At 59.3% G+C, this 21,518-nt stretch carries 24 protein-coding genes; 19 read left to right on the top strand and 5 right to left on the bottom strand.

Features of this window, described 5'->3' with window-relative positions:
* The first annotated feature begins 37 nt into the window (after window positions 1-37).
* From argJ to AC07VV_RS21745, 3 genes are all read left to right on the top strand, one after another.
* Window positions 38-1,255 carry a bifunctional glutamate N-acetyltransferase/amino-acid acetyltransferase ArgJ gene (gene argJ / locus AC07VV_RS21755; protein ID WP_096818319.1) on the top strand — a complete coding sequence of 406 codons (1,218 nt, stop codon included), beginning with the start codon at window positions 38-40 and terminating at the stop codon, window positions 1,253-1,255.
* 62 nt (window positions 1,256-1,317) lie between these two features.
* Window positions 1,318-1,950 carry a glutathione S-transferase family protein gene (locus AC07VV_RS21750; RefSeq protein WP_085709611.1) on the top strand — a complete coding sequence of 211 codons (633 nt, stop codon included), beginning with the start codon at window positions 1,318-1,320 and terminating at the stop codon, window positions 1,948-1,950.
* Window positions 1,947-2,891, top strand: a complete 945-nt coding sequence (locus AC07VV_RS21745; protein ID WP_495037435.1) for a Nudix family hydrolase — start codon at window positions 1,947-1,949, stop codon at window positions 2,889-2,891. Before AC07VV_RS21750 ends, AC07VV_RS21745 begins: the two co-directional genes overlap by 4 nt.
* Before the next feature lie 39 nt (window positions 2,892-2,930).
* Here AC07VV_RS21745 and AC07VV_RS21740 read toward each other — a convergent pair whose 3' ends face one another.
* Genes AC07VV_RS21740 through AC07VV_RS21730 form a run of 3 tightly spaced genes read right to left on the bottom strand, consistent with a single transcriptional unit; the run spans window position 2,931 to window position 6,515 of the window.
* Window positions 2,931-3,512 carry a cob(I)yrinic acid a,c-diamide adenosyltransferase gene (locus AC07VV_RS21740; protein WP_495037434.1) on the bottom strand — a complete coding sequence of 194 codons (582 nt, stop codon included), beginning with the start codon at window positions 3,510-3,512 and terminating at the stop codon, window positions 2,931-2,933.
* Between the two features lie 3 nt (window positions 3,513-3,515).
* On the bottom strand, window positions 3,516-5,552 hold the full coding sequence (locus tag AC07VV_RS21735; protein ID WP_273538297.1) for an ATP-binding protein: 2,037 nt from the start codon (window positions 5,550-5,552) through the stop codon (window positions 3,516-3,518).
* Window positions 5,553-5,597: 45 nt separating this feature from the next.
* A complete protein-coding gene (locus AC07VV_RS21730; protein ID WP_495037433.1) occupies window positions 5,598-6,515 on the bottom strand; it encodes a putative 2-dehydropantoate 2-reductase in 918 nt (305 codons plus the stop codon).
* A gap of 140 nt (window positions 6,516-6,655) precedes the next feature.
* On the opposite strand from AC07VV_RS21730, the gene AC07VV_RS21725 reads away from it, so the two are divergent.
* A complete protein-coding gene (locus AC07VV_RS21725) occupies window positions 6,656-7,141 on the top strand; it encodes a YajQ family cyclic di-GMP-binding protein (RefSeq protein WP_493072526.1) in 486 nt (161 codons plus the stop codon).
* Window positions 7,142-7,279: 138 nt separating this feature from the next.
* Window positions 7,280-8,119: a mechanosensitive ion channel family protein gene (locus AC07VV_RS21720; RefSeq protein WP_007951217.1), complete on the top strand. Its 840-nt coding sequence runs from the start codon at window positions 7,280-7,282 to the stop codon at window positions 8,117-8,119.
* Between the two features lie 121 nt (window positions 8,120-8,240).
* On the opposite strand, the gene AC07VV_RS21715 is transcribed toward AC07VV_RS21720, so the two are convergent.
* On the bottom strand, window positions 8,241-9,602 hold the full coding sequence (locus tag AC07VV_RS21715; RefSeq protein ID WP_495037432.1) for an OprD family porin: 1,362 nt from the start codon (window positions 9,600-9,602) through the stop codon (window positions 8,241-8,243).
* 878 nt (window positions 9,603-10,480) lie between these two features.
* Here AC07VV_RS21715 and AC07VV_RS21710 point away from each other — a divergent pair.
* Complete coding sequence (locus AC07VV_RS21710; RefSeq protein WP_495037548.1) at window positions 10,481-10,906, top strand: HIT family protein; 426 nt, start codon at window positions 10,481-10,483, stop codon at window positions 10,904-10,906.
* Window positions 10,907-10,908: 2 nt separating this feature from the next.
* A complete protein-coding gene (locus tag AC07VV_RS21705; RefSeq protein ID WP_096818305.1) occupies window positions 10,909-11,115 on the top strand; it encodes a SlyX family protein in 207 nt (68 codons plus the stop codon).
* Between the two features lie 70 nt (window positions 11,116-11,185).
* Here the strand turns inward: AC07VV_RS21705 and AC07VV_RS21700 are convergent, their stop codons facing one another.
* A complete protein-coding gene (locus tag AC07VV_RS21700; RefSeq protein ID WP_096818303.1) occupies window positions 11,186-11,788 on the bottom strand; it encodes a cold-shock protein in 603 nt (200 codons plus the stop codon).
* Window positions 11,789-12,097: 309 nt separating this feature from the next.
* On the opposite strand from AC07VV_RS21700, the gene AC07VV_RS21695 reads away from it, so the two are divergent.
* The 12 genes from AC07VV_RS21695 to tolA all read left to right on the top strand — a co-directional run bounded on the left by AC07VV_RS21695 (window position 12,098) and on the right by tolA (window position 21,504).
* Window positions 12,098-12,568, top strand: a complete 471-nt coding sequence (locus AC07VV_RS21695) for a Dps family protein (protein ID WP_039766007.1) — start codon at window positions 12,098-12,100, stop codon at window positions 12,566-12,568.
* Between the two features lie 241 nt (window positions 12,569-12,809).
* Complete coding sequence (locus tag AC07VV_RS21690; RefSeq protein ID WP_096818301.1) at window positions 12,810-13,154, top strand: ribbon-helix-helix domain-containing protein; 345 nt, start codon at window positions 12,810-12,812, stop codon at window positions 13,152-13,154.
* A 113-nt stretch (window positions 13,155-13,267) separates the two neighbouring features.
* Entirely contained in the window at window positions 13,268-13,489 is a 222-nt protein-coding gene (locus AC07VV_RS21685; RefSeq protein WP_096818299.1) for an FmdB family zinc ribbon protein, read from the top strand.
* A 108-nt stretch (window positions 13,490-13,597) separates the two neighbouring features.
* A complete protein-coding gene (gene aspS / locus AC07VV_RS21680) occupies window positions 13,598-15,373 on the top strand; it encodes an aspartate--tRNA ligase (RefSeq protein WP_495037431.1) in 1,776 nt (591 codons plus the stop codon).
* Window positions 15,374-15,511: 138 nt separating this feature from the next.
* Window positions 15,512-16,258, top strand: a complete 747-nt coding sequence (locus tag AC07VV_RS21675; RefSeq protein ID WP_085709622.1) for a YebC/PmpR family DNA-binding transcriptional regulator — start codon at window positions 15,512-15,514, stop codon at window positions 16,256-16,258.
* Between the two features lie 97 nt (window positions 16,259-16,355).
* On the top strand, window positions 16,356-16,883 hold the full coding sequence (ruvC, locus tag AC07VV_RS21670) for a crossover junction endodeoxyribonuclease RuvC (protein ID WP_007951206.1): 528 nt from the start codon (window positions 16,356-16,358) through the stop codon (window positions 16,881-16,883).
* A gap of 115 nt (window positions 16,884-16,998) precedes the next feature.
* Entirely contained in the window at window positions 16,999-17,607 is a 609-nt protein-coding gene (gene ruvA / locus AC07VV_RS21665) for a Holliday junction branch migration protein RuvA (protein ID WP_007951205.1), read from the top strand.
* Entirely contained in the window at window positions 17,608-18,669 is a 1,062-nt protein-coding gene (gene ruvB, locus AC07VV_RS21660) for a Holliday junction branch migration DNA helicase RuvB (protein ID WP_249490667.1), read from the top strand.
* Between the two features lie 127 nt (window positions 18,670-18,796).
* The gene (ybgC, locus tag AC07VV_RS21655; protein ID WP_096818294.1) at window positions 18,797-19,264 is read left to right on the top strand and encodes a tol-pal system-associated acyl-CoA thioesterase; all 468 of its coding nucleotides are present in this window, start codon (window positions 18,797-18,799) and stop codon (window positions 19,262-19,264) included.
* The gene (gene tolQ / locus AC07VV_RS21650) at window positions 19,254-19,949 is read left to right on the top strand and encodes a protein TolQ (RefSeq protein ID WP_039766018.1); all 696 of its coding nucleotides are present in this window, start codon (window positions 19,254-19,256) and stop codon (window positions 19,947-19,949) included. Before ybgC ends, tolQ begins: the two co-directional genes overlap by 11 nt.
* Before the next feature lie 23 nt (window positions 19,950-19,972).
* The gene (tolR, locus tag AC07VV_RS21645; RefSeq protein ID WP_162803534.1) at window positions 19,973-20,425 is read left to right on the top strand and encodes a protein TolR; all 453 of its coding nucleotides are present in this window, start codon (window positions 19,973-19,975) and stop codon (window positions 20,423-20,425) included.
* Window positions 20,425-21,504 carry a cell envelope integrity protein TolA gene (gene tolA, locus AC07VV_RS21640; RefSeq protein WP_096818292.1) on the top strand — a complete coding sequence of 360 codons (1,080 nt, stop codon included), beginning with the start codon at window positions 20,425-20,427 and terminating at the stop codon, window positions 21,502-21,504. The genes tolR and tolA overlap by 1 nt, the downstream gene beginning before the upstream one ends.
* The last annotated feature ends 14 nt before the right edge of the window (window positions 21,505-21,518 follow it).

The following is a 21,518-nucleotide window of genomic DNA, read 5'->3' as shown; positions in this document are numbered from 1 at the left end:
TTGGCGGTGCTGACATCATTGAGTAAGGAGCGCATTCATGGCTGTTGGTCTTGGTCCTTTGCCAACGTTGCACCCGGTTGCCGGTTTTGAACTCGGTATCGCTTCGGCCGGCATCAAGCGCCCTGGGCGCAAGGATGTCGTCGTGATGCGCTGTGCCGAAGGTTCCACCGTGGCGGGCGTGTTCACGTTGAACGCTTTCTGCGCCGCGCCGGTGATCCTGGCCAAGAAACGCGTGCAGAACGCTGTGCGCTACCTGTTGACCAACACCGGCAATGCCAACGCTGGCACCGGCGAGCCTGGCCTGGCCGCCGCTGAGCGCACGACCGCGAAACTGGCTGAACTGACCGGCGTGGATGCCAGCCAGATCCTGCCGTACTCCACCGGCGTGATCGGCGAGCCGCTGCCGGTCGAGAAGATCGAAGGCGCCTTGCAGGCCGCGCTGGACGATCTGTCGGAAAACAACTGGGAAGCGGCCGCCACCGGCATCATGACCACCGACACGCTGCCAAAAGGCGCCAGCCGCCAGTTCCAGCATGACGGCGTGACCATCACTGTCACCGGCATCAGCAAGGGCGCGGGCATGATCCGTCCGAACATGGCGACCATGCTCGGCTACATCGCCACCGACGCCAAAGTCTCCCGCGACGTGTTGCACAACCTGATGCTGGACGGCGCCAACAAGTCGTTCAACCGCATCACCATCGACGGCGACACCTCGACCAACGACTGCTGCATGCTGATTGCCACCGGCAAGGCTGCGCTGCCGGAAATCACCCGTGCCGAGGGCGAGCTGTTCGCCAAGCTGAAACAGGCCGTGTTCGAAGTGTGCATGGACGTGGCTCAGGCCATCGTGCGTGACGGCGAAGGTGCGACCAAGTTCGTGACCGTTGAAGTCAACGGCGGCGGCAATCACCAGGAATGCCTGGACGTCGGCTACACCGTGGCCCACTCGCCGCTGATCAAGACTGCACTGTTCGCCTCCGACCCGAACTGGGGTCGTATCCTCGCCGCTGTCGGCCGTGCCGGCGTGCCGGATCTGGACGTGAGCAAGATCGACGTGTTCCTCGGCGAAGTGTGCATTGCCAGCCGTGGCGCCCGCGCTGCGACCTACACTGAAGCCCAGGGCTCGGCAGTGATGCAGCAGGAAGAGATCACCATCCGTATCGAACTGGGTCGCGGCGATTGCAGCGAAACCATCTGGACGACCGACCTGTCCCACGAGTACGTGAAGATCAACGCCGAATACCGCACCTGATCCCTGCCGAAGAGGGAGGTCTGCGGACCTCCTTTTCTTCTGTCCCATGAAAGGACCCGAACATGAGCCTTCACCTGATCATCGGCGACAAACTGCTTTCCTCCTGGTCCCTGCGCGCGGCACTGGCGCTTGAACTGACCGGCGCACCCTACACAGAAGAACTGATCAAACTCGGCAAGCCCGACACCCGCGAGCGCCTGCTCAAGCATTCGCCCACCGGCAAGGTACCGCTGCTGACCACCGCGCGGGGCACCATCGCCGACTCTCTGGCGATTGCCGAATACCTGGCCGAACAGTTTCCTTCCGAACAGCTCTGGCCGACTGATATCGCGGCCCGCGCTCAGGCGCGTTCTGCCTGCGCGCAGATGCACAGCGGTTTCTTCGCCATGCGCAATCACATGCCGTTCAACCTGAGCCACGACGCACCGCTCAATCCGGTACCGCCGGAAGTTAAGGTCGATGTCGAGCGCATGCTCGCGCTGTGGGCCGAATGCCGTGCCGTTGCCACCGAGCCGGGGCCGTTCCTGTTTGGTCGCGTGTCGTTGGCGGATGCGTTCTTCGCGCCGATTGCCGTGCGCCTGCGTACCTATCAGGTGCAGTTGCCGGCCGAAGATGAAGCCTATGTTGAAACCGTTTATCAGTGGCCGGCCTTCAAGGCCTGGCAAAAGGCAGGACTGGAGGAGTTGCAGTCGTGAAACGCGTACACGTCGCTGCTGCCGTCATTCGTGACGACAGCGGCAAAATCCTCATCGCCCGTCGGGCTGACACCCAGCACCAGGGCGGTCTGTGGGAATTTCCTGGTGGCAAGGTCGAAGCCGATGAGTCGGTGCAAACCGCGCTGGCCCGTGAGCTGCACGAAGAACTGGGCATTGTCGTCGGCGCTGCTCGCCCGCTGATCAAGGTTCGCCACGATTACCCGGACAAGCAGGTGTTGCTGGATGTCTGGGAAGTCTCAAGCTTCACTGGCGAACCCCACGGCGCCGAAGGTCAGCCATTGGCCTGGGTGTCGGCCAAGGAACTGGCAAATTACGAATTCCCGGCAGCCAACCAGCCGATCGTGGCGGCGGCGCGTCTGCCTGCTGAATACCTGATCACCCCGGAAGACCTGGAAACCCCGGCCTTGCTGCGCGGTATCCAGAAGGCGATTGCCGGTGGCATCAAGCTGATCCAGCTGCGTGCGCCCAATGGTTATGACCCGAAGTACCGCGATCTGGCAGTGGACGCGGTCGGCCTGTGTGCCGGCAAGGCGCAGTTGATGATCAAGGGCCCGTTCGAGTGGCTGGGCGACTTCCCGTCCGCCGGTTGGCACATTACCTCGGCGCAGTTGCGCAAGTACGCGGCAGCAGGGCGTCCGCTGCCGGCGGAGCGCTGGCTGGCAGCGTCCTGCCACAATGCTGAAGAACTGGCGCTGGCCGAGCAGATGGGCGTGGATTTCGTCACCCTGTCGCCGGTGCAGCCGACCCTGACTCATCCGGATGCGCAGCCGCTGGGCTGGGAGCAGGCTTCGACGCTGATCGAAGGCTTCAGCAAGCCGGTATTCCTGTTGGGTGGAGTCGGCCCGGCCGAGCGCGAGAAAGCGTGGAATGCGGGGGCTCAGGGTGTGGCGGGGATTCGGGCGTTCTGGCCTGAGGCCTGACTGGGCATCTGAACACTCCCGCGCGTGGCGTGGGAGTGATCAGTTTTCGGGTTTTGCGGCCGGTTGCCACAGAATCTCGGCGATGCCCTGGCGCCGCGCAATCAGCCTCGCCGCCACAAACAACAGATCCGACAAGCGATTGATGTAAGCCAGGCCCACCCCGGCCAACGGTTCGATCGCATTCAAATGCTGGCAACGCCGCTCGGCACTGCGCGCCAGGCTGCGGCAGACATGCGCCTGGGCAATCAGCATCGAACCGCCGGGCAGAATGAAGTTCTCCAGCGGCCCCAATTCCTCGTTCCAGGCATCGATGGCCGCTTCCAGTCGTTCGATTTCTGCCGTGTTCAGCGCCTGATATTCCGGCATTGCCAGCTCGCCACCGAGATCGAACAAGCGGTGTTGGCAGGGTGCCAATACGTCGATCAATTCATTCAGCCCGGGGCAGTTTTCGCGCTCGGCGATCAACCCGGCCAGCAGCACGCCGACCTGACTGTTCAGCGTGTCGACCTCGCCAATGGCTTCGATGCGTGGGTGATCCTTGGGGACGCGGCGACCATCGCCGAGGCCGGTTTCGCCTTTGTCGCCGGTGCGGGTGTAGATCTTCGACAAGCGAAAGCCCATGGTTTACCTCGGTAGTTGATTGGTTTCTGCGGCAATGGGTGCAGGTTGCGTGAGCGGCAGGCGCAGGGTGAAGCAGGTGCCTTGTCCCGGTGCCGACTGCACTTCCATCTGCCCTTTGTGGTTGTTGGTGATGATGAAATACGACACCGACAGCCCGAGCCCCGTGCCCTGGCCGATTTCCTTGGTGGTGAAGAACGGCTCGAAGGTGCGTTTGCGCACGTTCTCGCTCATGCCGATGCCGTTGTCTTCGACCTGGATCTCGGCCCACGGCGGATTGAGTTTGGTGCGCAAGATGATCCGCCCCGGCTCGCTGTCGTCTTCACGCAGGTGGATCGCCTGCGCAGCGTTTTTCAGCAGGTTGAGCAGCACCTGTTCCAGCTCGTTGGCGGTGCCCGGAACCGGACCCAGCGCCGGATCGAACTGACGGATGATCGCCTGCCCCTTGAAGTCGAAACCAATCGCCAGGTCGAAGTCGTTACCAGCGATATCCACCGCTTGATCGATCAGCGCCGGCAGGTCGCAAGGGGCCATCTGCCGGGTGCTGCGGCGGCTGAAACTGAGCATGTGGGTGACGATTTTTGCCGCCCGGGCACCGGCCTGCTGAATGCCGTCGAGCAATTGCGGGACTTCCCGGCCTTGCAGGTAGCGGTTCACGGTATCCAGTTCGATGCCCAGTTGTTCGGCTTGCTCGAGGTTTTTCGGCAGGTCGGGCGACAGGCGCCGGCGAATGTTCTGCACGTTGTGCAGGATCGCCCCCAGCGGGTTGTTGATCTCGTGGGCCATGCCGGCGGCGAGGCCGCCGACCGAGAGCATTTTTTCCGACTGCACCATCATGTCCTCCAGCGACAGGCGCTGGGTGATGTCATCGATACGGATCACCACGCCGCGTCCGGCACCGCCCATCAGCGGGTAGAAGGTCAGGGCGTAATGCTTGGGCTCGTCGTCCTTGAACCAGGTCACCCGCTCGATTTTCGCCACGGTGTGTTGTTCGACGGTCTGCTTGAGCTGCGGCAGGAACGGCTTGAGCGGTTCGAAGGCGAGGAAGATCGGCTGGTTCAGCGCTTCGTCCAGCCGGGTGCCGGAGAGGGCGCTGGCCTCCTGGTTCCATTGCGTGACGTAGAGCTGTTCGTCGAGGGCGATCAGCGCCGAAGGCATGGAGTCGATGATGCTGTTGAGGTAGTTCTGAAAACCCGTGAGCTTCTTCTCGATCTTGCTCCGCACCTGGACTTCCAGCTCCAATTTGCGATTGGTGTGGCGGGTTTCTTCGGCCAGCCCCTGCGCCTGATCGTAGGCGGCTTGCGAGTCATCGCGGGCGCGCTTGAGCTGCTGCTCCCGGGCCTCGATGCGTGAAAGCATGGTGTTGAAGGCCTCGGCCAGACTGCCGATTTCGTCATGGTTGCCGCGTGAGGCGCGCAGGGCGTAGTTCTCCTCGCGGGTCACCTGGCGGGACAGCTCTTCGAGTTGATGGATCGGCCGGGTGATCAGGCGTTTGATCTGCCGGGCAATCACCAGCCACAGCAGTACGCTGAAAATCAGGATTCCGAGGCTCGCCGTCAGGGTGCCGGTGTAGAACGCCATCGGCAGTTCGCTGCTGGCCACCAACAACAGATGGCCGGGCGCAGTGCCGGGGCGGGGCAGGGTGATCAACTGGTTGCTGCGAAACTCGGTGAGTTGCCAGGCTTCGATATGCCGGTAGCGCTCCGGCAGGTTGAGCTTGTCGCCGCGTTGCACCTGCGCAATGCGGTCGCCCTTGCCGTCATACAGGGCGGCTGCGCGCAGCGGCGAGTAACTGTCGAGCTCTTTGAGCAGGCGCTCGGCGCTTTGCGGTGACTGCAAGGCTTCGGCGACCAGGCTCGGGTTCGATACCAGTCGGCCAATGGTCTGCAGCGCCTGAGGCGCCATGCTTTCTTGGGAAATGTAATAGGCCGCACTGATGAAGGTCAGGTTCGCGACCAGTAACACGGTGGTCAACAGCACCAGCAGGGCGGCCAGCAGTTTCTGGCCGACCGGCAGGTTTTCGAGGCGCTGGCGCAATGGCATCAGGTTTATCGCAGCAAAGGAACAAGTGGGCAGCGTAGCCGCTGCTCAGTCGACGGGCAATCCGAGACTGTGCAGATGCGCGGTCAGGCGCTGCTGCAATTGCTTCAGATGCGGCAGGTTGAGCTGGTGCCGCTGCGCAACCTTGCAGGCATGGCCCAGCAGGTAGCTCATCTCGGTGCGGCGTTTGCTGGCCACGTCCTGATACATGGAGGAGAAATTGGCGGCGGTGGCCAAAATTACCCGCTCGACTTCCTGTTGCAGGTTGTCCGCCGCCGCTGGCTGGCCGCAACGTTCGAGCAACTCGGTCAGCTCGGCGCACAGCGTGGCGACTTCGCAGTGGTGCTCCTGCAATCCACCGTTGCGGCAGTCGTGCAACACGGTCAACGGATTGATCGCACAGTTGAGCGCCAGTTTTCGCCACAGTCGGGTGAGGATGTCGGCGCTCCATTCATGAGGAATCTTTGCCGCTTCAAGATCATCCAGCCAGAACGGTGCCACGGGATGACCGGCATCGCCGAGCCAGGTGTAACCGTGGCCGGCGAACACTACGCGCCAGTCGCCATCGCGAAACGCGCCTTCGGTGCTGGAGGCGCTGATGCAACGGGCCTGCGGGACTTGCGCGGCGACCGCTTCCTGACTGCCGAGGCCGTTCTGCAGAAGAATCAGTTCTGCATCCGGCGCCAGGCGATGAGCGATGCCGGCCACGGCGCTCTCGGCATCGTAGGCTTTGCACGCCACCAGCAGGCGACGGATCGGTTCGGGACTGTCCGGCGTTTCGCCGGGGATGGCGTAGCTGCTGGCCACGCCTTGTTCCACGAGGGTCAGGCCGCCCGCCGTCGCATAGTCATGCAAACGATCGATATCGCGCAGGATCAACCGGACCGGCAGTCCGGCCCGGGCCAGACGCGTGGCCCAGAGTGTGCCGAGACTTCCGGCGCCGAGGATGTGCCAGGGGGTGGACATCAGTTTTTCACTCGGTAAGGTACTGGCATGCAAGGCTCGCCGTGTCGGTGGGAAAAGACCCGTTATAATGAGCCCGATTTTAACCGCAAGCCAAGCGCGCCGCGTCCTGAACGAGCGCGCCTTTTTATTGGAGAGATTACATGCCGTCGTTCGACGTGGTATCCGAACTGGACAAACACGAACTCACCAACGCGGTCGAGAACGCCGTGAAGGAACTCGATCGTCGTTATGACCTGAAAGGCAAGGGCAGCTTCGAATTCAAGGAAAAGGACCTGACCGTCCACCTGACCGCTGAAGCCGATTTCCAGCTGGAAGCGATGATCGAGATCCTCAAGCTGGCCCTGGTCAAGCGCAAGATCGACGTACAGTGCCTCGAAGTCAAAGACTCCTTCGCATCGGGCAAGCTGATGAAGCAGGACGCCGTTCTGAAGGAAGGCATCGACAAGGAACTGGCGAAGAAGATCGTCGGCCACATCAAGGACGCCAAGCTCAAGGTGCAGGCCGCCATTCAGGGCGAACAGGTGCGTGTGACCGGCAAGAAGCGTGATGACCTGCAGGAAGCCATCGCTGCCCTGCGCGCCAAGGAATTCGGCATGCCACTGCAATTCAACAACTTCCGCGACTGAGCCATCCGAGTCGGGAACCTCTCGGCGTTTTCAGCGTCCGAGGCCCAAGCAGCGGCAGAAACGATTGAGCCCCCACAGGGCCGGTCGTTCTGCCGCTGATTTTTTCAGCCCGGGAAGCCGGCAATCAGGAGATAAAAGATGGATTTGAATGCTGAGGTAGACAACCTGGTCAAGGCGTCCCAGGCGTGGATTCCGATGATCATGGAATACGGCAGTCGTGTGCTGCTCGCAGTGATTACCCTGGCGATCGGCTGGTGGCTGATCAACAAGGTCACGCAAAAACTCGGCGGCCTGCTGGCTCTGCGCAATGCCGACCTGGCTCTGCAAGGTTTCATCAGCAGCCTGGCCAACATCATTCTCAAGGTGCTGTTGATCGTCAGCGTGGCCTCGATGATCGGCGTCGAGACCACTTCGTTCGTGGCGGCAATCGGTGCGGCCGGCCTGGCCATCGGCCTGGCGTTGCAGGGCAGCCTGGCGAACTTCGCCGGTGGTGTGCTGATTCTGCTGTTCCGTCCGTTCCGTATCGGTGACTGGATCGAAGCGCAAGGCGTGGCGGGTACTGTCGACAGCATCCAGATTTTCCACACCGTGCTGCGTACCGGCGACAACAAGACCATCATCGTGCCGAACGGCAATCTGTCGAATGGCATCATTACCAACACCAACCGTCAGCCAACCCGCAAGGTTGTGTTTGATGTGGGTGTCGATTACGAAGCCGATCTGCAAAAGGCCCGTCAGGTGCTGCTGGATCTGGCCAAGGATGATCGCGTTCTGCAGGATCCGGCGCCGCAGGCTGTCATTTCTACCTTGGGCGATAGTTCGATTACTGTTTCCCTGCGGGTCTGGGTTAAAACTGCAGACTATTGGGATGTGATGTTCATGTTTAACGAACAATCCCGTGATCGTTTAAAGACTGCCGGCATCGATATTCCGTTTCCACAGCGAGTGATTCGTGTGGTTCAGGAATCGGCGGTGTAATGATAGGTTGCTAATTAATTGCCTGACTTGTTGGTCAGGCATTTATTACAAGTGACAGATAACAAAAAAGGCCCATCCGAAGATGGGCCTTTTTTTATGCTACCAAACTAACCACTGACGATTACAAGATGTTCAGTGGGTACTCGGTGATCAGACGGAACTCTTTAACGTCGCCTTCGCCTTGGTCGGCGTTGGCGGTGTGCCAGGCTTGACGAATGCGGAAGGACAGATCTTTAGCTGGGCCAGACTGAACTACGTATTTGGCTTCGAAGTTGGTTTCGTGGTGCTTGCCGTCTTCACCGTACAGTGGTGCGCCAGTGCTGGTGCGGTATTGGCTGTTTGCAGCCAGACCGGTACCGTCGATATCCCAACCTTTAACGTAACGAACCATGAAGCTCAGGCCAGGAACGCCGTACTCAGCCATTTTCAGGTCGTAACGAGCTTGCAGGGATTTCTCGCCTGGGCCGTTGAAGTCAGAGTACTGGATGGAGTTGGCGAGGAAGATCGAGTCGCCGCCACGGTTGTTCTTGCCTACACCGACGTAGTCGAATGGAGTGTCACCGTTGACCTTCTGGAAGGCCAGGGTGAAGGTGTGGGCTTTCAGGAACGACAGCGCAGTTGCCAGGGAGAAGGCAGTGTTGCTGATGTCGCCCGCCAGCTTGTCACCGGTGTCGGTGGTGCGGTAGATGTTGAAGTCAGTGTTCAACGAAGTGTCACCACCGAATGGAGTGGTGAGGTTCACGTTCGCGTAGTACTGGTTCCAGACGTCTTCCAGCTTGGCACCGTAGAGCGATGCGCTCAGGTTTTCGGTGATGCCGTACTTGCCACCGAAATAGTCGATGGTTTTGGCTTCTACGCCGGCATAGTTCGCGAACAGGCCGCCATCACGGGCGTTCTTGTCCTGGCTGGTCGCCGAGTAGAAGTGACCGGCTTCGAGGTCAAGGTCTTTGACTTCGCTGCTCTGCAGCTGGAAGCCGCTGGCAGTTTGCGGAATGACACGGGAACCGCCGACAGCGAACACTGGAGCAGTGCTTGGCTGCTGGTCGCCGACTTTCAGCTCGGTTTTGGAGATGCGGAACTTGATGGCAGCGCCGGCTTTGCCTTGGCTGTTGTCAACGTCGTGGGCATAACCGTTGGCCTTGACGACGTCGCTACGGCTCATGTTGCCTGTACCGGAGGTGCCATCGCCGCCATCCAGTTTGACTGCCAGGTAACCGAATGCATCGATACCGACGCCGACGGTGCCTTGGGTATAACCGGAGTTGAAGTTGCCGAGGAAGCCCTGGGTCCAGTCTTTCTGGTCGTGGCCGCCGTTCTTGTTGTCACGGTTGAAGTAGTAGTTCTTCAACGTTTCGGTCAGTTTGGCGTCTTCAACAAAGCCTTTGGCTTCAGACTGGTCACTAACAAACGGTGCGGCCGTAGCCAACTGAGTACTGGCTGCTGTAACGGCCAGTGCGATCATGCTCCACTTCATCACGCGCATCGTGATTTGCTCCTTTGGTTTTAGAAGAGTACTGCCGTCCCACCTGTTTTATTATCTGGGCGGCTCTTTCTTTTTGTGTCGGCGCAAACTTATATCACGCCGACAATGTTGGCGATACTTGCGCATACAACCTTTCATGTTCTTTACGACGCTGTCGCAAATGGCTTGGTTGATGTCGCAAATTCACAGTACCAATGCAGCCGGACTGACAACTTTATCGCTGTTTCTGGGCCTTTTTGCATCGGTAAAAAAGAGTCCCTGGCAAAACACTTGAATCTCCATCGGGCAACCCTGCCACTGTTTTTTTCGGGGTTTGAGCCACCACTTCCCGTGGCGTGCTCATAGCCCATATGAGTACGAATGCAACAAGCGTGCACAAACCGCAAAATTGATGCGGTTATTTTTCCCTGACCCCGCTCGTTGCTGTAAAAACCTTGTAAATACGGGCTCGCGCGCCCCTCTTTGATGAGGGTTGACGCGCTTGCTCGCTTGGTGTTGCCTCGCGCGTTTTTGCGCATGACAACCAAAAACGTTACCGGTTCACCCTGTCAGTGAGTATTTGGCGGATGCCCGAGCCATTGAGCGTAGACGCACTGTACGGTTTTGGTGCAAATAATTTTTCTGGCTGTACTGAATTCAAACACTTGCACCCTGTCATGGCCCTGAACGCGGTAGTGAGTCGCGGTCATTCCGGCGTGTTGCCTGGCGCGGAGGGTCTCGTGCTGGTGCGCGATCGCCAGAAATGTTCCATGTCGGGGCGCCGCTTCATCGTGAAGGGCAGGGCATTCGAAGGTATGCTGCCGTCCTGTCGTTTAGTGCGCCCTCCACCGGGCTGGCCCACTAAGCTGAATATTGTCGATCAGCCGGGAGTACACCCAGTGTTTGCTTTAGATTCACGACTTCAACAGGACACGCTGACCATCGGCGACTTCCCGCTCTGCCGGCTGCTGCTGTCCAACGACGCCAACTACCCCTGGTTCATCCTGGTACCTCGTCGCGACGATATCAGCGAGTTGTTTCAATTGGATGTCGCCGACCAGCAGCGTCTCTGGCAGGAAACCACAGCCCTGGCGGAGGTGCTCAAGGACTCGTTCGATGCCGACAAGATGAACGTTGCCACCTTGGGTAACGTTGTCAGCCAGCTGCACATGCATGTGATCGTGCGCAAACGTGATGATGCCGCATGGCCGGCGCCGGTCTGGGGCAAGCACCCCGCCAAACCTTACAGCGCCGAGCAGGTAGCCGCGATCCGCGAGCGCCTGCGCCTGGTGCTGGACGAAGATTTCAAGTTTCTGGAGGTTTGATCATGAGCCTGGAAGAACGCGTCAACGATCTGGAAAGCCGTCTGGCGTTTCAGGACGACACCATTCAGGCGTTGAACGACGTGCTGGTGGCGCAACAGCGAGTCGTGGAGCGTCTGCAGTTGCAGATGGCCGCGCTGCTCAAGCGGCAGGAAGAAATGGTCGGCCAGTTCGGATCCTTCGAAGAAGACGCACCGCCGCCGCATTACTGAGTTTCTGCATTTTATTTGGGTAATAAAAAACCGCGAGCAGCCAGGCTGTTCGCGGTTTTTTCGTTTCAGATCAGCGACGCGGCAGGGCGGCGATCACGTCTTCGGCTTGCAGGCCTTTGTCACGGTTCATCACCGAGAACTCCACGCGCTGGCCTTCGACCAGAACGCGGTGGCCTTCGCCACGGATGGCGCGAAAGTGCACGAAAATATCATCGCCGGAATCCCGGGAGATAAAGCCGAAGCCCTTGGAGGTGTTGAACCATTTGACGGTGCCGGTATCGCGGTTGCTCATGTCGTAGCTTTGCGCGGCGGCAGCCGGTGAGGATTTATAGAAGCTGACGGCCAGGTGTACGGCCACGGCAACCAGAGCAATGACCAGGCTGAACAGCACAGCTGGCTGGCCGGCGATGACAGGCATCGGTGCGATCAGGGTCAGGGTTTGCAGGACGACGGTCAGTACCAGCAATGCGCTGACCAGATTTTGCAGATGCTGGCGCGGGCCTTTGTTCCAGTAAGGGATCACTGGAGCGAGAACCAGGTTCAGCAGGCCGAAAAAGGCCAGGTAAAGTGCATCGGGCTGTTGCAGGTAAGGTACGGCTTCGGATCTCAAGCTAGGTATGAAGGACAGCAGCAAGGCTGCTGCGCCCATTAGCAGGTGGACGATTTTCAACATTTTTAATGACTCACGTTATGACGGCTCACAAGGAAGAGCTGAAGGCGCACGGTTCGCTTCGGAACAATAAGAGGCGTTGGACACGTGCCCGGCATCAGCCTATGCGCAACACCCGGAAAACAGGGCGTAGCGACACACTGCCTATTTAACAGTAAAGCCTGCAGCTACTCAAATCACGCCGGCCAGCGGCAGGGCGTGGGGCGATTTGTCGCCTCTATCGGGTCGATACGGGGGCTGCCATGGGAGGGAGGCCTTGCTACAGTGAACCGACACCTGTTGGATGAATTCAATCGCCGTTAGGGGGTAAGCATGGCAATCGATATCGGTATCAGTGAAGAAGACCGCAAATCCATCGTCGAAGGGCTTTCGCGTCTGCTGTCGGACACCTACGTGCTGTATCTGAAAACCCACAACTTCCACTGGAATGTCACCGGGCCGATGTTCCGGACCCTGCACCTGATGTTCGAAGAGCAATACAACGAACTGGCCCTGGCCGTGGACTCGATTGCCGAGCGCATCCGCGCCCTGGGTTTCCCTGCACCGGGTGCCTATGCGACTTACGCGCGTCTTTCTTCTATTAAAGAAGAGGTGGGCGTGCCGAGTGCCGAAGACATGATCAAACAACTGGTCGAAGGCCAGGAAGCGGTCACCCGCACGGCCCGCGGTATTTTTCCGCTGCTGGACAAGGTCAGCGACGAGCCGACCGCCGACCTGTTGACCCAGCGCATGCAAGTCCACGAGAAAACTGCGTGGATGCTCAGGGCGCTGCTCGAAGCCTGATCGCCCGAGGCGCACGGACACAGTTTGTGGGTCGTGCGCCCGTTTTGGCCGGGAAAAAGCGTTCGCTATTGTAGGAAGCGAAGTAAGCACTTCGCTGGTCCATGATCCTCCCTGTTGTGTTGGCTTATCCTACGTGGACGGTCAAAAAGTCGTCTGGATATACCTTTGCCCCTGCGCTTTTAATGAGGTCACAGGATGTTGCCTTGAAAACAAGCAGCGATGGCAAAGGAGTGTCAACGATATGGAAGGTGGAGACAGGCGAAGTGAAATCGCCATCGGCTCACAGCAGGACAGAGCCGTGGCGCCGTTTCTTGACGAATTCGACATGGCATTGATCCGGCCGTTGGCCCGGTCGGTGCGTTTGAACGGGTTTGCGACCTGCATGCGGCTGGAGCAGGTCTACTGGAATATTCTGGGTCGCATGGCCGAGGAGAATTGCTGTTCGGTCGGCACGTTGTTATCCCGTGTCGATCGCGAAGTGCACTTGCGTCATGGCGGCGTGAAGAACTTCAGCGGTCTGGTACGGGTGGTGTGTGTCGTACATGGCTTGCGCGATGCCCCGGTGACCACCGGGGGTTGTCAATGACTGGGCGGCCTGTGCAGTCTTCCGGCTGCACAGGCCGCATTTAATGGATATAATCCCGCTCTTTCGCCACACCGCCCTGCGGGAGCTGGCAATCTGATCGCCGAGACAACGCCATGCCGATGTACGATTACCAATGTGCTTCCTGTGGTCATCAGTTGGAAGCCATTCAAAAGATCAGTGATGCACCGCTGATCGATTGCCCTGCCTGTCAGGCACCAGAGCTCAAGAAACAGCTGTCCATGCCAGGCTTTCGCCTCAGCGGCAGCGGTTGGTACGAAACCGATTTCAAGACCGGCGCGAAGAAGAATCTGGCCGGTGGCGACAAATCTGACTAGGGTTCAGACCCAGGTCGAACGACACGCGCGAGTATCCACCGGTCGCACATAGCTTGAGTGCGATGGATCTCCACCGAATTTCGAATTACGAGAAGCGAAACCACTACCATGATGCGCAGCCATTATTGCGGCCAACTGAACGAAAGCCTGGAAGGCCAGGAAATTACCCTTTGCGGATGGGTTCACCGTCGCCGCGACCACGGCGGGGTGATTTTCCTCGATATCCGTGATCGTGATGGTCTGGCCCAGGTGGTGTTCGACCCGGATCGCGCCGAGAGCTTCGCCGCCGCCGACCGCGTGCGCAGCGAATACGTCGTGAAGATCACCGGCAAGGTGCGTCTGCGTCCGGCCGGTGCCACCAATGCCAACATGGCGTCGGGCATGATCGAAGTCCTGGGCTACGAACTGGAAGTGCTGAACGAGTCGGAAACCCCGCCGTTCCCGCTGAACGAGTTCTCCGACGTGGGCGAAGAAACCCGTCTGCGCTATCGCTTCCTCGACCTGCGTCGTCCGGAAATGGCCGAGAAGCTGCGTCTGCGTTCGCGCATGACCACCAGCATCCGTCGCTTCCTGGACGAAAACGGCTTCCTCGACGTTGAAACGCCGATCCTGACCCGTGCAACTCCGGAAGGCGCGCGCGACTACCTCGTGCCAAGCCGTACTCACGCCGGTTCGTTCTTCGCGCTGCCGCAATCGCCACAGCTGTTCAAGCAACTGCTGATGGTTGCCGGTTTCGACCGTTACTACCAGATCGCCAAGTGCTTCCGTGACGAAGACCTGCGCGCCGACCGTCAGCCGGAATTCACCCAGATCGACATCGAGACCAGCTTCCTCGATGAAAAAGAGATCATGGGCCTGACCGAGCAAATGATCCGCAACCTGTTCAAGGAAGTGCTGGATCTGGAATTCGGCGAGTTCCCGCACATGACTTTCGAAGAAGCCATGCGCCGTTACGGTTCCGACAAGCCAGACCTGCGTATCCCGCTGGAACTGGTCGACGTTGCCGATCAACTGAAAGAAGTTGATTTCAAGGTGTTCAGCGGCCCGGCCAACGATCCGAAATGCCGTATCGCCGCACTGCGCGTTCCAGGCGGCGCGAGCATGCCGCGCAAGCAGATCGACGACTACACCAAGTTCGTCGGCATCTACGGTGCCAAGGGCCTGGCGTACATCAAGGTCAACGAGCGTGCTGCCGGTGTTGAAGGTCTGCAATCGCCGATCGTGAAGAACATCCCGCTGGACAACCTCAATGCGATCCTTGATCGCGTTGGCGCAGTTGACGGCGATATCGTGTTCTTTGGCGCCGACAAGGCCAAGATCGTCAGCGAAGCCCTGGGCGCGCTGCGTATCAAGCTCGGTCACGACCTGAACCTGCTGACCTGCAAGTGGGCGCCGATGTGGGTCGTCGACTTCCCGATGTTCGAAGAGAACGATGACGGCAGCTTCTCTGCTCTGCATCACCCGTTTACTGCGCCGAAGTGCACCCCGGAAGAGCTCGAAGCCAACCCGGCGGGCGCTCTGTCCCGTGCCTACGACATGGTGCTGAACGGCACCGAGCTGGGTGGCGGTTCGATCCGTATCCACCGTAAAGAGATGCAGCAAGCGGTATTCCGCCTGTTGGGCATCAACGAAGCGGAACAGGAAGAGAAGTTCGGCTTCCTGCTCGACGCCCTGAAATACGGTGCGCCGCCGCACGGTGGTCTGGCTTTCGGTCTGGACCGTCTGGTGATGCTGATGACCGGCGCCCAGTCGATCCGTGAAGTGATCGCCTTCCCGAAAACCCAGAGTGCTGCCGACGTGATGACGCAGGCGCCGGGTGTTGTGGATGCCAAGGCATTGCGCGAATTGCACATTCGTTTGCGCGAAACGCCAAAGGCTGAGTAAGACGGGCCTGAAGGCGCATCTTCGGATGCGCCTTTTTTCTTTCTGTAGAGATAGAAAGAGAGCAGGTCGAGATTTTTTGTTTGCTGGCTGCTGCAACAGCAGGGCGGGCAACGTTTCAAAGAGAATTCGGAGCGAGATATGGCAGGTCATTCCAAGTGGGCGAACATCAAGCACCGCAAAGAACGTCAGGATGCCAAACGAGGCAAGATCTTCACCAAGTGGATCCGTGAACTGACCGTTGCGGCCCGTCAGGGCGGCGGCGATCCGGGTTCCAACCCGCGTCTGCGTCTGGCCCTGGACAAGGCGCTGGGTGCCAACATGAGCCGCGACATCATCGATCGTGCGGTGGCCCGCGGCGCCGGTGCGACCGAGGCGGACAACGTTGAAGAGCTGACCTACGAAGGTTACGGCCCGGGCGGCGTTGCCGTGATGGTCGAGTGCATGACCGACAACCGCAACCGTACCGCAGCGGCCGTGCGTCATGCGTTCAGCAAGTGTGGCGGCAACCTCGGTACTGACGGCTCGGTGGCGTATCTGTTCGAACGCAAGGGGCAGATCAGTTTTGCGCCGGGCGTCGATGAAGACGCACTGACGGAAGCAGCGCTGGAAGCCGATGCCGATGACGTGGTCACCCATGAAGACGGCTCGATTGACGTATTCACTTCGTTCACCAGCTTCTACGCCGTGCGTAATGCGCTGGAAGCAGCCGGTTTCAAGGGTGATGACGCGGAAATCGTCATGCAGCCGACCACCAGCGCTGAACTGGATCTGGAAGGCGCCGAGAAGGTGCTCAAGTTGATCGACATGCTGGAAGACCTGGACGACGTGCAAAACGTCTATTCCAACGCTGACATTCCGGAAGACGTGGCTGCTCAGCTCGGTTAAGAGCGACTACGATTCAATGTGGGAGCGGACTTGCCTGTGTGATCGCGGGCAAGCCAGCTCCCACATTTGTTTTTGTGTTTTTTGAACCTGCAGGCTTATGACTTTAATTCTTGGTATCGACCCCGGTTCGCGCATTACCGGTTACGGCATTGTTCGTGATACCGGACGCGGCGGTTGCATCTATGTCGCCTCGGGCTGCATCCGCACTGGCGCCGGTGAGCTGCACGAGCGCCTGCAAATCGTCTATCGCGGCGTGCGCGAGATTATCCAGACCTATGGCCCGGTGACCATGGGCATCGAAAAAGTGTTCATGGCGAAAAACGCCGATTCGGCGCTGAAGCTCGGGCAGGCCCGTGGGGCCGCTATCGTTGCAGGCGCCGAAGAGAGCCTGGAGATCGCCGAGTACACGGCAACCCAGGTCAAGCAGGCAGTGGTCGGTACGGGCGCCGCCAATAAAGAACAGGTGCAGATGATGGTCATGCACATGCTCAAACTGACGAGCAAGCCGCAGATCGACGCCTCGGACGCCCTGGCCATTGCCATTTGCCATGCGCACACTCGCTCCAGTCTGCTGCCGCACGGTTTGGGAACCGCACGCAGTCGTGGCGGGCGCCTGCGTCTCTGATAGCATCAGCATCAAATTTACGGAATGTGGACTTGCGCGCCTGTGTTGTCGGCCGGAGTTTCTTCGTTCTGATTGTCGCCAGCCCACGGCTGGCCAACGCTCAAGGATCTGAAACGTGATTGGACGCTTGCGCGGCACCCTCGCTGAAAAACAGCCGCCGCACCTGATTCTGGATGTAAACGGCCTCGGGTATGAGCTGGAAGTGCCCATGACCACCTTGTATCGCCTGCCGTCGGTCGGTGAACCGCTGACCCTGCACACCCATCTGGTCGTGCGCGAAGACGCGCAGTTACTCTATGGTTTTGCCGGCAAGCGTGAGCGAGACTTTTTTCGCGAGTTGATCCGTCTCAATGGTGTGGGGCCGAAACTGGCCCTGGCCTTGATGTCGAGCCTGGAAGTCGATGAGCTGATTCGTTGCGTGCAGTCCCAGGACACCTCGGCGCTGACCAAGGTGCCGGGTGTGGGCAAGAAAACCGCCGAGCGTCTGCTGGTGGAGCTCAAGGATCGCTTCAAGGCGTGGGAAACCTCGCCGGCCATGTTTGCGCTGGTGCCGAACCAGCCGGACGGCCCGGCGCCGGTCAACACCGCCGAGAACGACGCGGTCAGCGCGCTGATTTCCCTGGGCTACAAGCCGCAGGAAGCAAGCAAGGCGATTTCCGCGATCAAAGAGAAAGGCTTGAGCAGCGAAGACATGATCCGACGCGCCCTGAAGGGAATGATTTAAGTGATTGAAGCTGATCGTCTGATCGCCGCCACGCACAGTCCGCGTGAGCGCGAAGAAGTCCAGGATCGGGCGATACGTCCCGTCAGCCTGGCCGAATACATCGGCCAGCCGACCGTTCGCGAGCAGATGGAACTGTTTATCCAGGCCGCCCGTGGCCGCAACGAATCCCTCGACCACACCTTGATTTTCGGCCCGCCGGGGCTGGGCAAGACTACGCTGGCGAACATCATTGCCCAGGAAATGGGCGTGTCGATCAAAAGTACTTCGGGCCCGGTGCTCGAACGGCCCGGAGATCTGGCGGCGCTGCTGACCAATCTTGAGCCGCACGACGTGCTGTTCATCGATGAAATCCATCGTCTGTCGCCAATCGTCGAAGAAGTGTTGTACCCGGCGATGGAAGATTTCCAGCTCGACATCATGATCGGTGAGGGACCGGCGGCGCGTTCGATCAAGCTTGATCTGCCGCCGTTCACCCTCGTTGGCGCGACGACGCGGGCGGGGATGCTGACCAACCCGTTGCGTGACCGTTTCGGTATCGTCCAGCGTCTTGAGTTCTACAGCACCGCCGACCTGGCGACGATCGTCAGCCGTTCGGCGAACATCCTCGGCCTGCCGCTGGACCCGGAAGGTGCCTTCGAGATTGCCCGTCGTGCTCGGGGTACGCCGCGGATCGCCAATCGGTTGTTGCGCCGGGTGCGGGATTTCGCCGAAGTCCGGGCCAAGGGCCACATCACCAAGTCCGTCGCCGACCTGGCACTGAACCTGCTGGATGTCGACGAACACGGCTTCGATCATCAGGACCGGCGTTTGCTGTTGACCATGATCGAGAAGTTCGATGGCGGCCCGGTCGGTATCGACAGCCTGGCGGCGGCGATCAGCGAAGAACGCCACACCATCGAAGATGTGCTGGAGCCGTATCTGATTCAGCAGGGTTACATCATGCGTACGCCGCGGGGCAGGGTTGTCACCCGGCACGCGTACCTGCATTTTGGTCTGAACATTCCGTCACGAATGGGCGAGATGCCTGTGGTAGACGAGTTTCTCGATGCCGTGGACGATTAATACACATTTATTGTCGATTTATTCAGCGTTTGTACTGTCTCAGGACGGTACTTTTGCGGTAAAGCCTTCGAACAATGAAAAACAGTTGCCTGGCTGGATTGGCAACCCGAGGAGTAAGCACTAGAGTATGCGCGCGCAAAACGGGCTTGAGTCGTTCGCACATCGTTGTCGCGTTTATTACGAGGACACCGATGCGGGCGGCATCGTGTATTACGTTAATTACCTCAAGTTTATGGAACGGGCTCGAACCGAGCGGCTCCGGGAGCTGGGCTTTGCCCAGTCGGCGCTGGCAGGGGAGGACCTGTTGTTCGTCGTGCACTCCAGCGAAGCGCGTTACCACGCGCCGGCGCGACTGGACGACGAGCTGCTGGTAAGCGCTGATGTAATCGAATTGAACCGTGCCAGCCTGCGCTTCAGACAGCAGGTCAGGCGGGCAACGGATAATGTGCTGCTCTGTGAGGGGCAGTTTCTGGTGGCCTGTGTGCGCACTAACAGTTTGAAACCCCGGGCCCTTCCCGAAGACTTGCGTGCGGCTTTCGCCGACGCGGTCGGCACGGGTACACACTTAAAGCAGGAGATAAAGCGTGGAAGCTAACGTCGTCGACCATTCCTCCATGTGGAGCCTGGTCAGCAATGCCAGCATCGTGGTGCAGTTGGTAATGTTGACTCTGGTGGCCGCATCGGTGACCTCATGGATCATGATCTTTCAGCGCAGCAATCTGATACGCGCCGGTCGACGTGCCCTGGAGAGCTTCGAGGAGCGCTTCTGGTCGGGTATCGACCTGTCCAAGCTCTATCGTCAGGCCGGCAGCAACCCGGATCCGGATTCGGGCGTCGAGCAGATCTTCCGTGCCGGCTTCAAAGAGTTCTCGCGCCTGCGTCAGCAGCCGGGTGTCGATCCTGAAGCGGTGATGGAAGGCGTGGCTCGTGCCATGCGTGTTGCCATCTCCCGCGAGGAAGAAAAACTCGAGCAGAGCCTGCCATTCCTCGCCACCGTAGGTTCGGTCAGCCCGTACATCGGTCTGTTCGGTACCGTCTGGGGGATCATGAACTCCTTCCGCGGCCTCGCCAGCGCACAACAGGCCACTCTGGCCACTGTGGCTCCAGGTATCGCCGAAGCCCTGATCGCCACCGCGATCGGCCTGTTCGCCGCGATCCCGGCCGTTATCGCTTACAACCGTTTCTCTGCCCGCAGCGAAACCTTGCTGAGCCGCTACTACACCTTCGCCGATGAATTCCAGGCGATCCTGCACCGCAAAGTGCACACCAGCGAAGAATAAGCAGGTATTTCCCGATGGCTTTAATCACTCGAGCCCGACACAAGCGCAAGCCGGTCGCCGAGATGAACGTAGTGCCTTACATCGACGTGATGCTGGTGCTGCTGGTCATCTTCATGGTGACTGCGCCGATGCTCAATCAGGGCGTGAAAGTGGATCTGCCCAAGGTTTCCAGCGAAGCCTTGCCGCAGGACAACAACACCCAGGTGCTGACCATTTCGATCAAGGCTGACAAGACCTACTACTGGAACCTTGGCAGCGAAGTCGATACTGAAAAGCAACAGGACAGGGCCATGACCCTGCCGCAGATGACCGATGCGGTGACCAAGATCATTCGCGCCGGCACTGAAGGCGGCAAGCGTACCCAGGTCTTCATCCGTGGCGACAAGTCCGTCGATTATGGCTCCGTCATGGGCGCCATGGGCGGGTTGCAGAAAGCCGGGGTCGGTAATGTTGGTTTGATTACCGAGGCCCCCTGATGCAGCAACAGCGAGAGCCGTCCGCCTCGGAAAGCTACTTCTGGCCTAGTGTCTGGGCGATTGGCTTGCACGTGCTGGTGTTCGGCATGCTGTTCGTCAGTTTTGCCCTGACGCCTGAGCTGCCGGTGGCCAAGCCGATTGTCCAGGCGACCCTGTACCAGCTGAAATCGAAAAGTCAGGCGACCACCCAGACCAATCAGAAGATTGCGGGTGAGGCGAAGAAATCCGCCGCGCGTCAGACCGAAGTCGAGCAGATGGAGCAGAAAAAGGTCGAGCAGGAAGCGGTGAAGGCTGCGGAACAAAAGAAAGAAGAAGCGGCTCAAAAGGCCGAGGAAGCCAAGAAGGCCGATGAGGCGAAGAAAGCGGAACAGGCGAAGAAGGCTGACGAAGCCAAGAAAACCGAAGACGCGAAGAAAGCCGCCGACGCCAAGAAGGCAGAAGAGAAACAATTGGCTGATATAGCCAAGAAGAAAGCCGAAGAAGAGGCCAAGAAGGCTGCTGAAGAAGAGGCCAAGAAAGAGGCCGCTGAAGAAGCCAAGAAGAAAATAGTCGAAGACGCGAAGAAGAAAGCCGCCGAAGACGCCAAGAAGAAATCCGAAGCTGAAGAGGCGAAGAAGAAAGTCGCCGAAGACGCCAAGAAGAAAGCTGCTGCCGATGCTGCGAAGAAGAAAGCGCAGGACGCGGCACGCAAATCGGTCGAGGACAAGAAGGCTCAGGCTCTGGCCGACCTGCTGTCCGACAAGACCGAGCGTCAGCAGGCTTTGGCAGATGAAGTGGGTGATGAAACCGCCGGCAACTTCGATGATCTGATTCGTTCGCGAGCCTCTGAAGGTTGGGCGCAGCCTCCGTCGGCCCGTAAAGGCATGAAGGTGGTACTGCAAATCAACATGCTCCCTGACGGAACGATCTCCGGTGTTTCGGTTGCTCATTCCAGCGGTGATGCGCCGTTCGACAGCTCTGCCGTCGCGGCTGTAAAAAATATTGGTCGATTGACCGAAATGCAGGGTCTGAAGCCAGCGGATTTCGCACCCTATCGTTCATTCAAGATGACATTCACACCTGAGGATCTAGCCTTGTGAGAAACCTTCTTCGA

The sequence above is a fragment of the Pseudomonas sp. GW821-FHT02C04 genome (assembly GCF_059421845.1).
The sequence above is the reverse complement of the archived record's forward strand: the minus strand, read 5'-3'. Positions and strand labels throughout refer to the sequence as shown.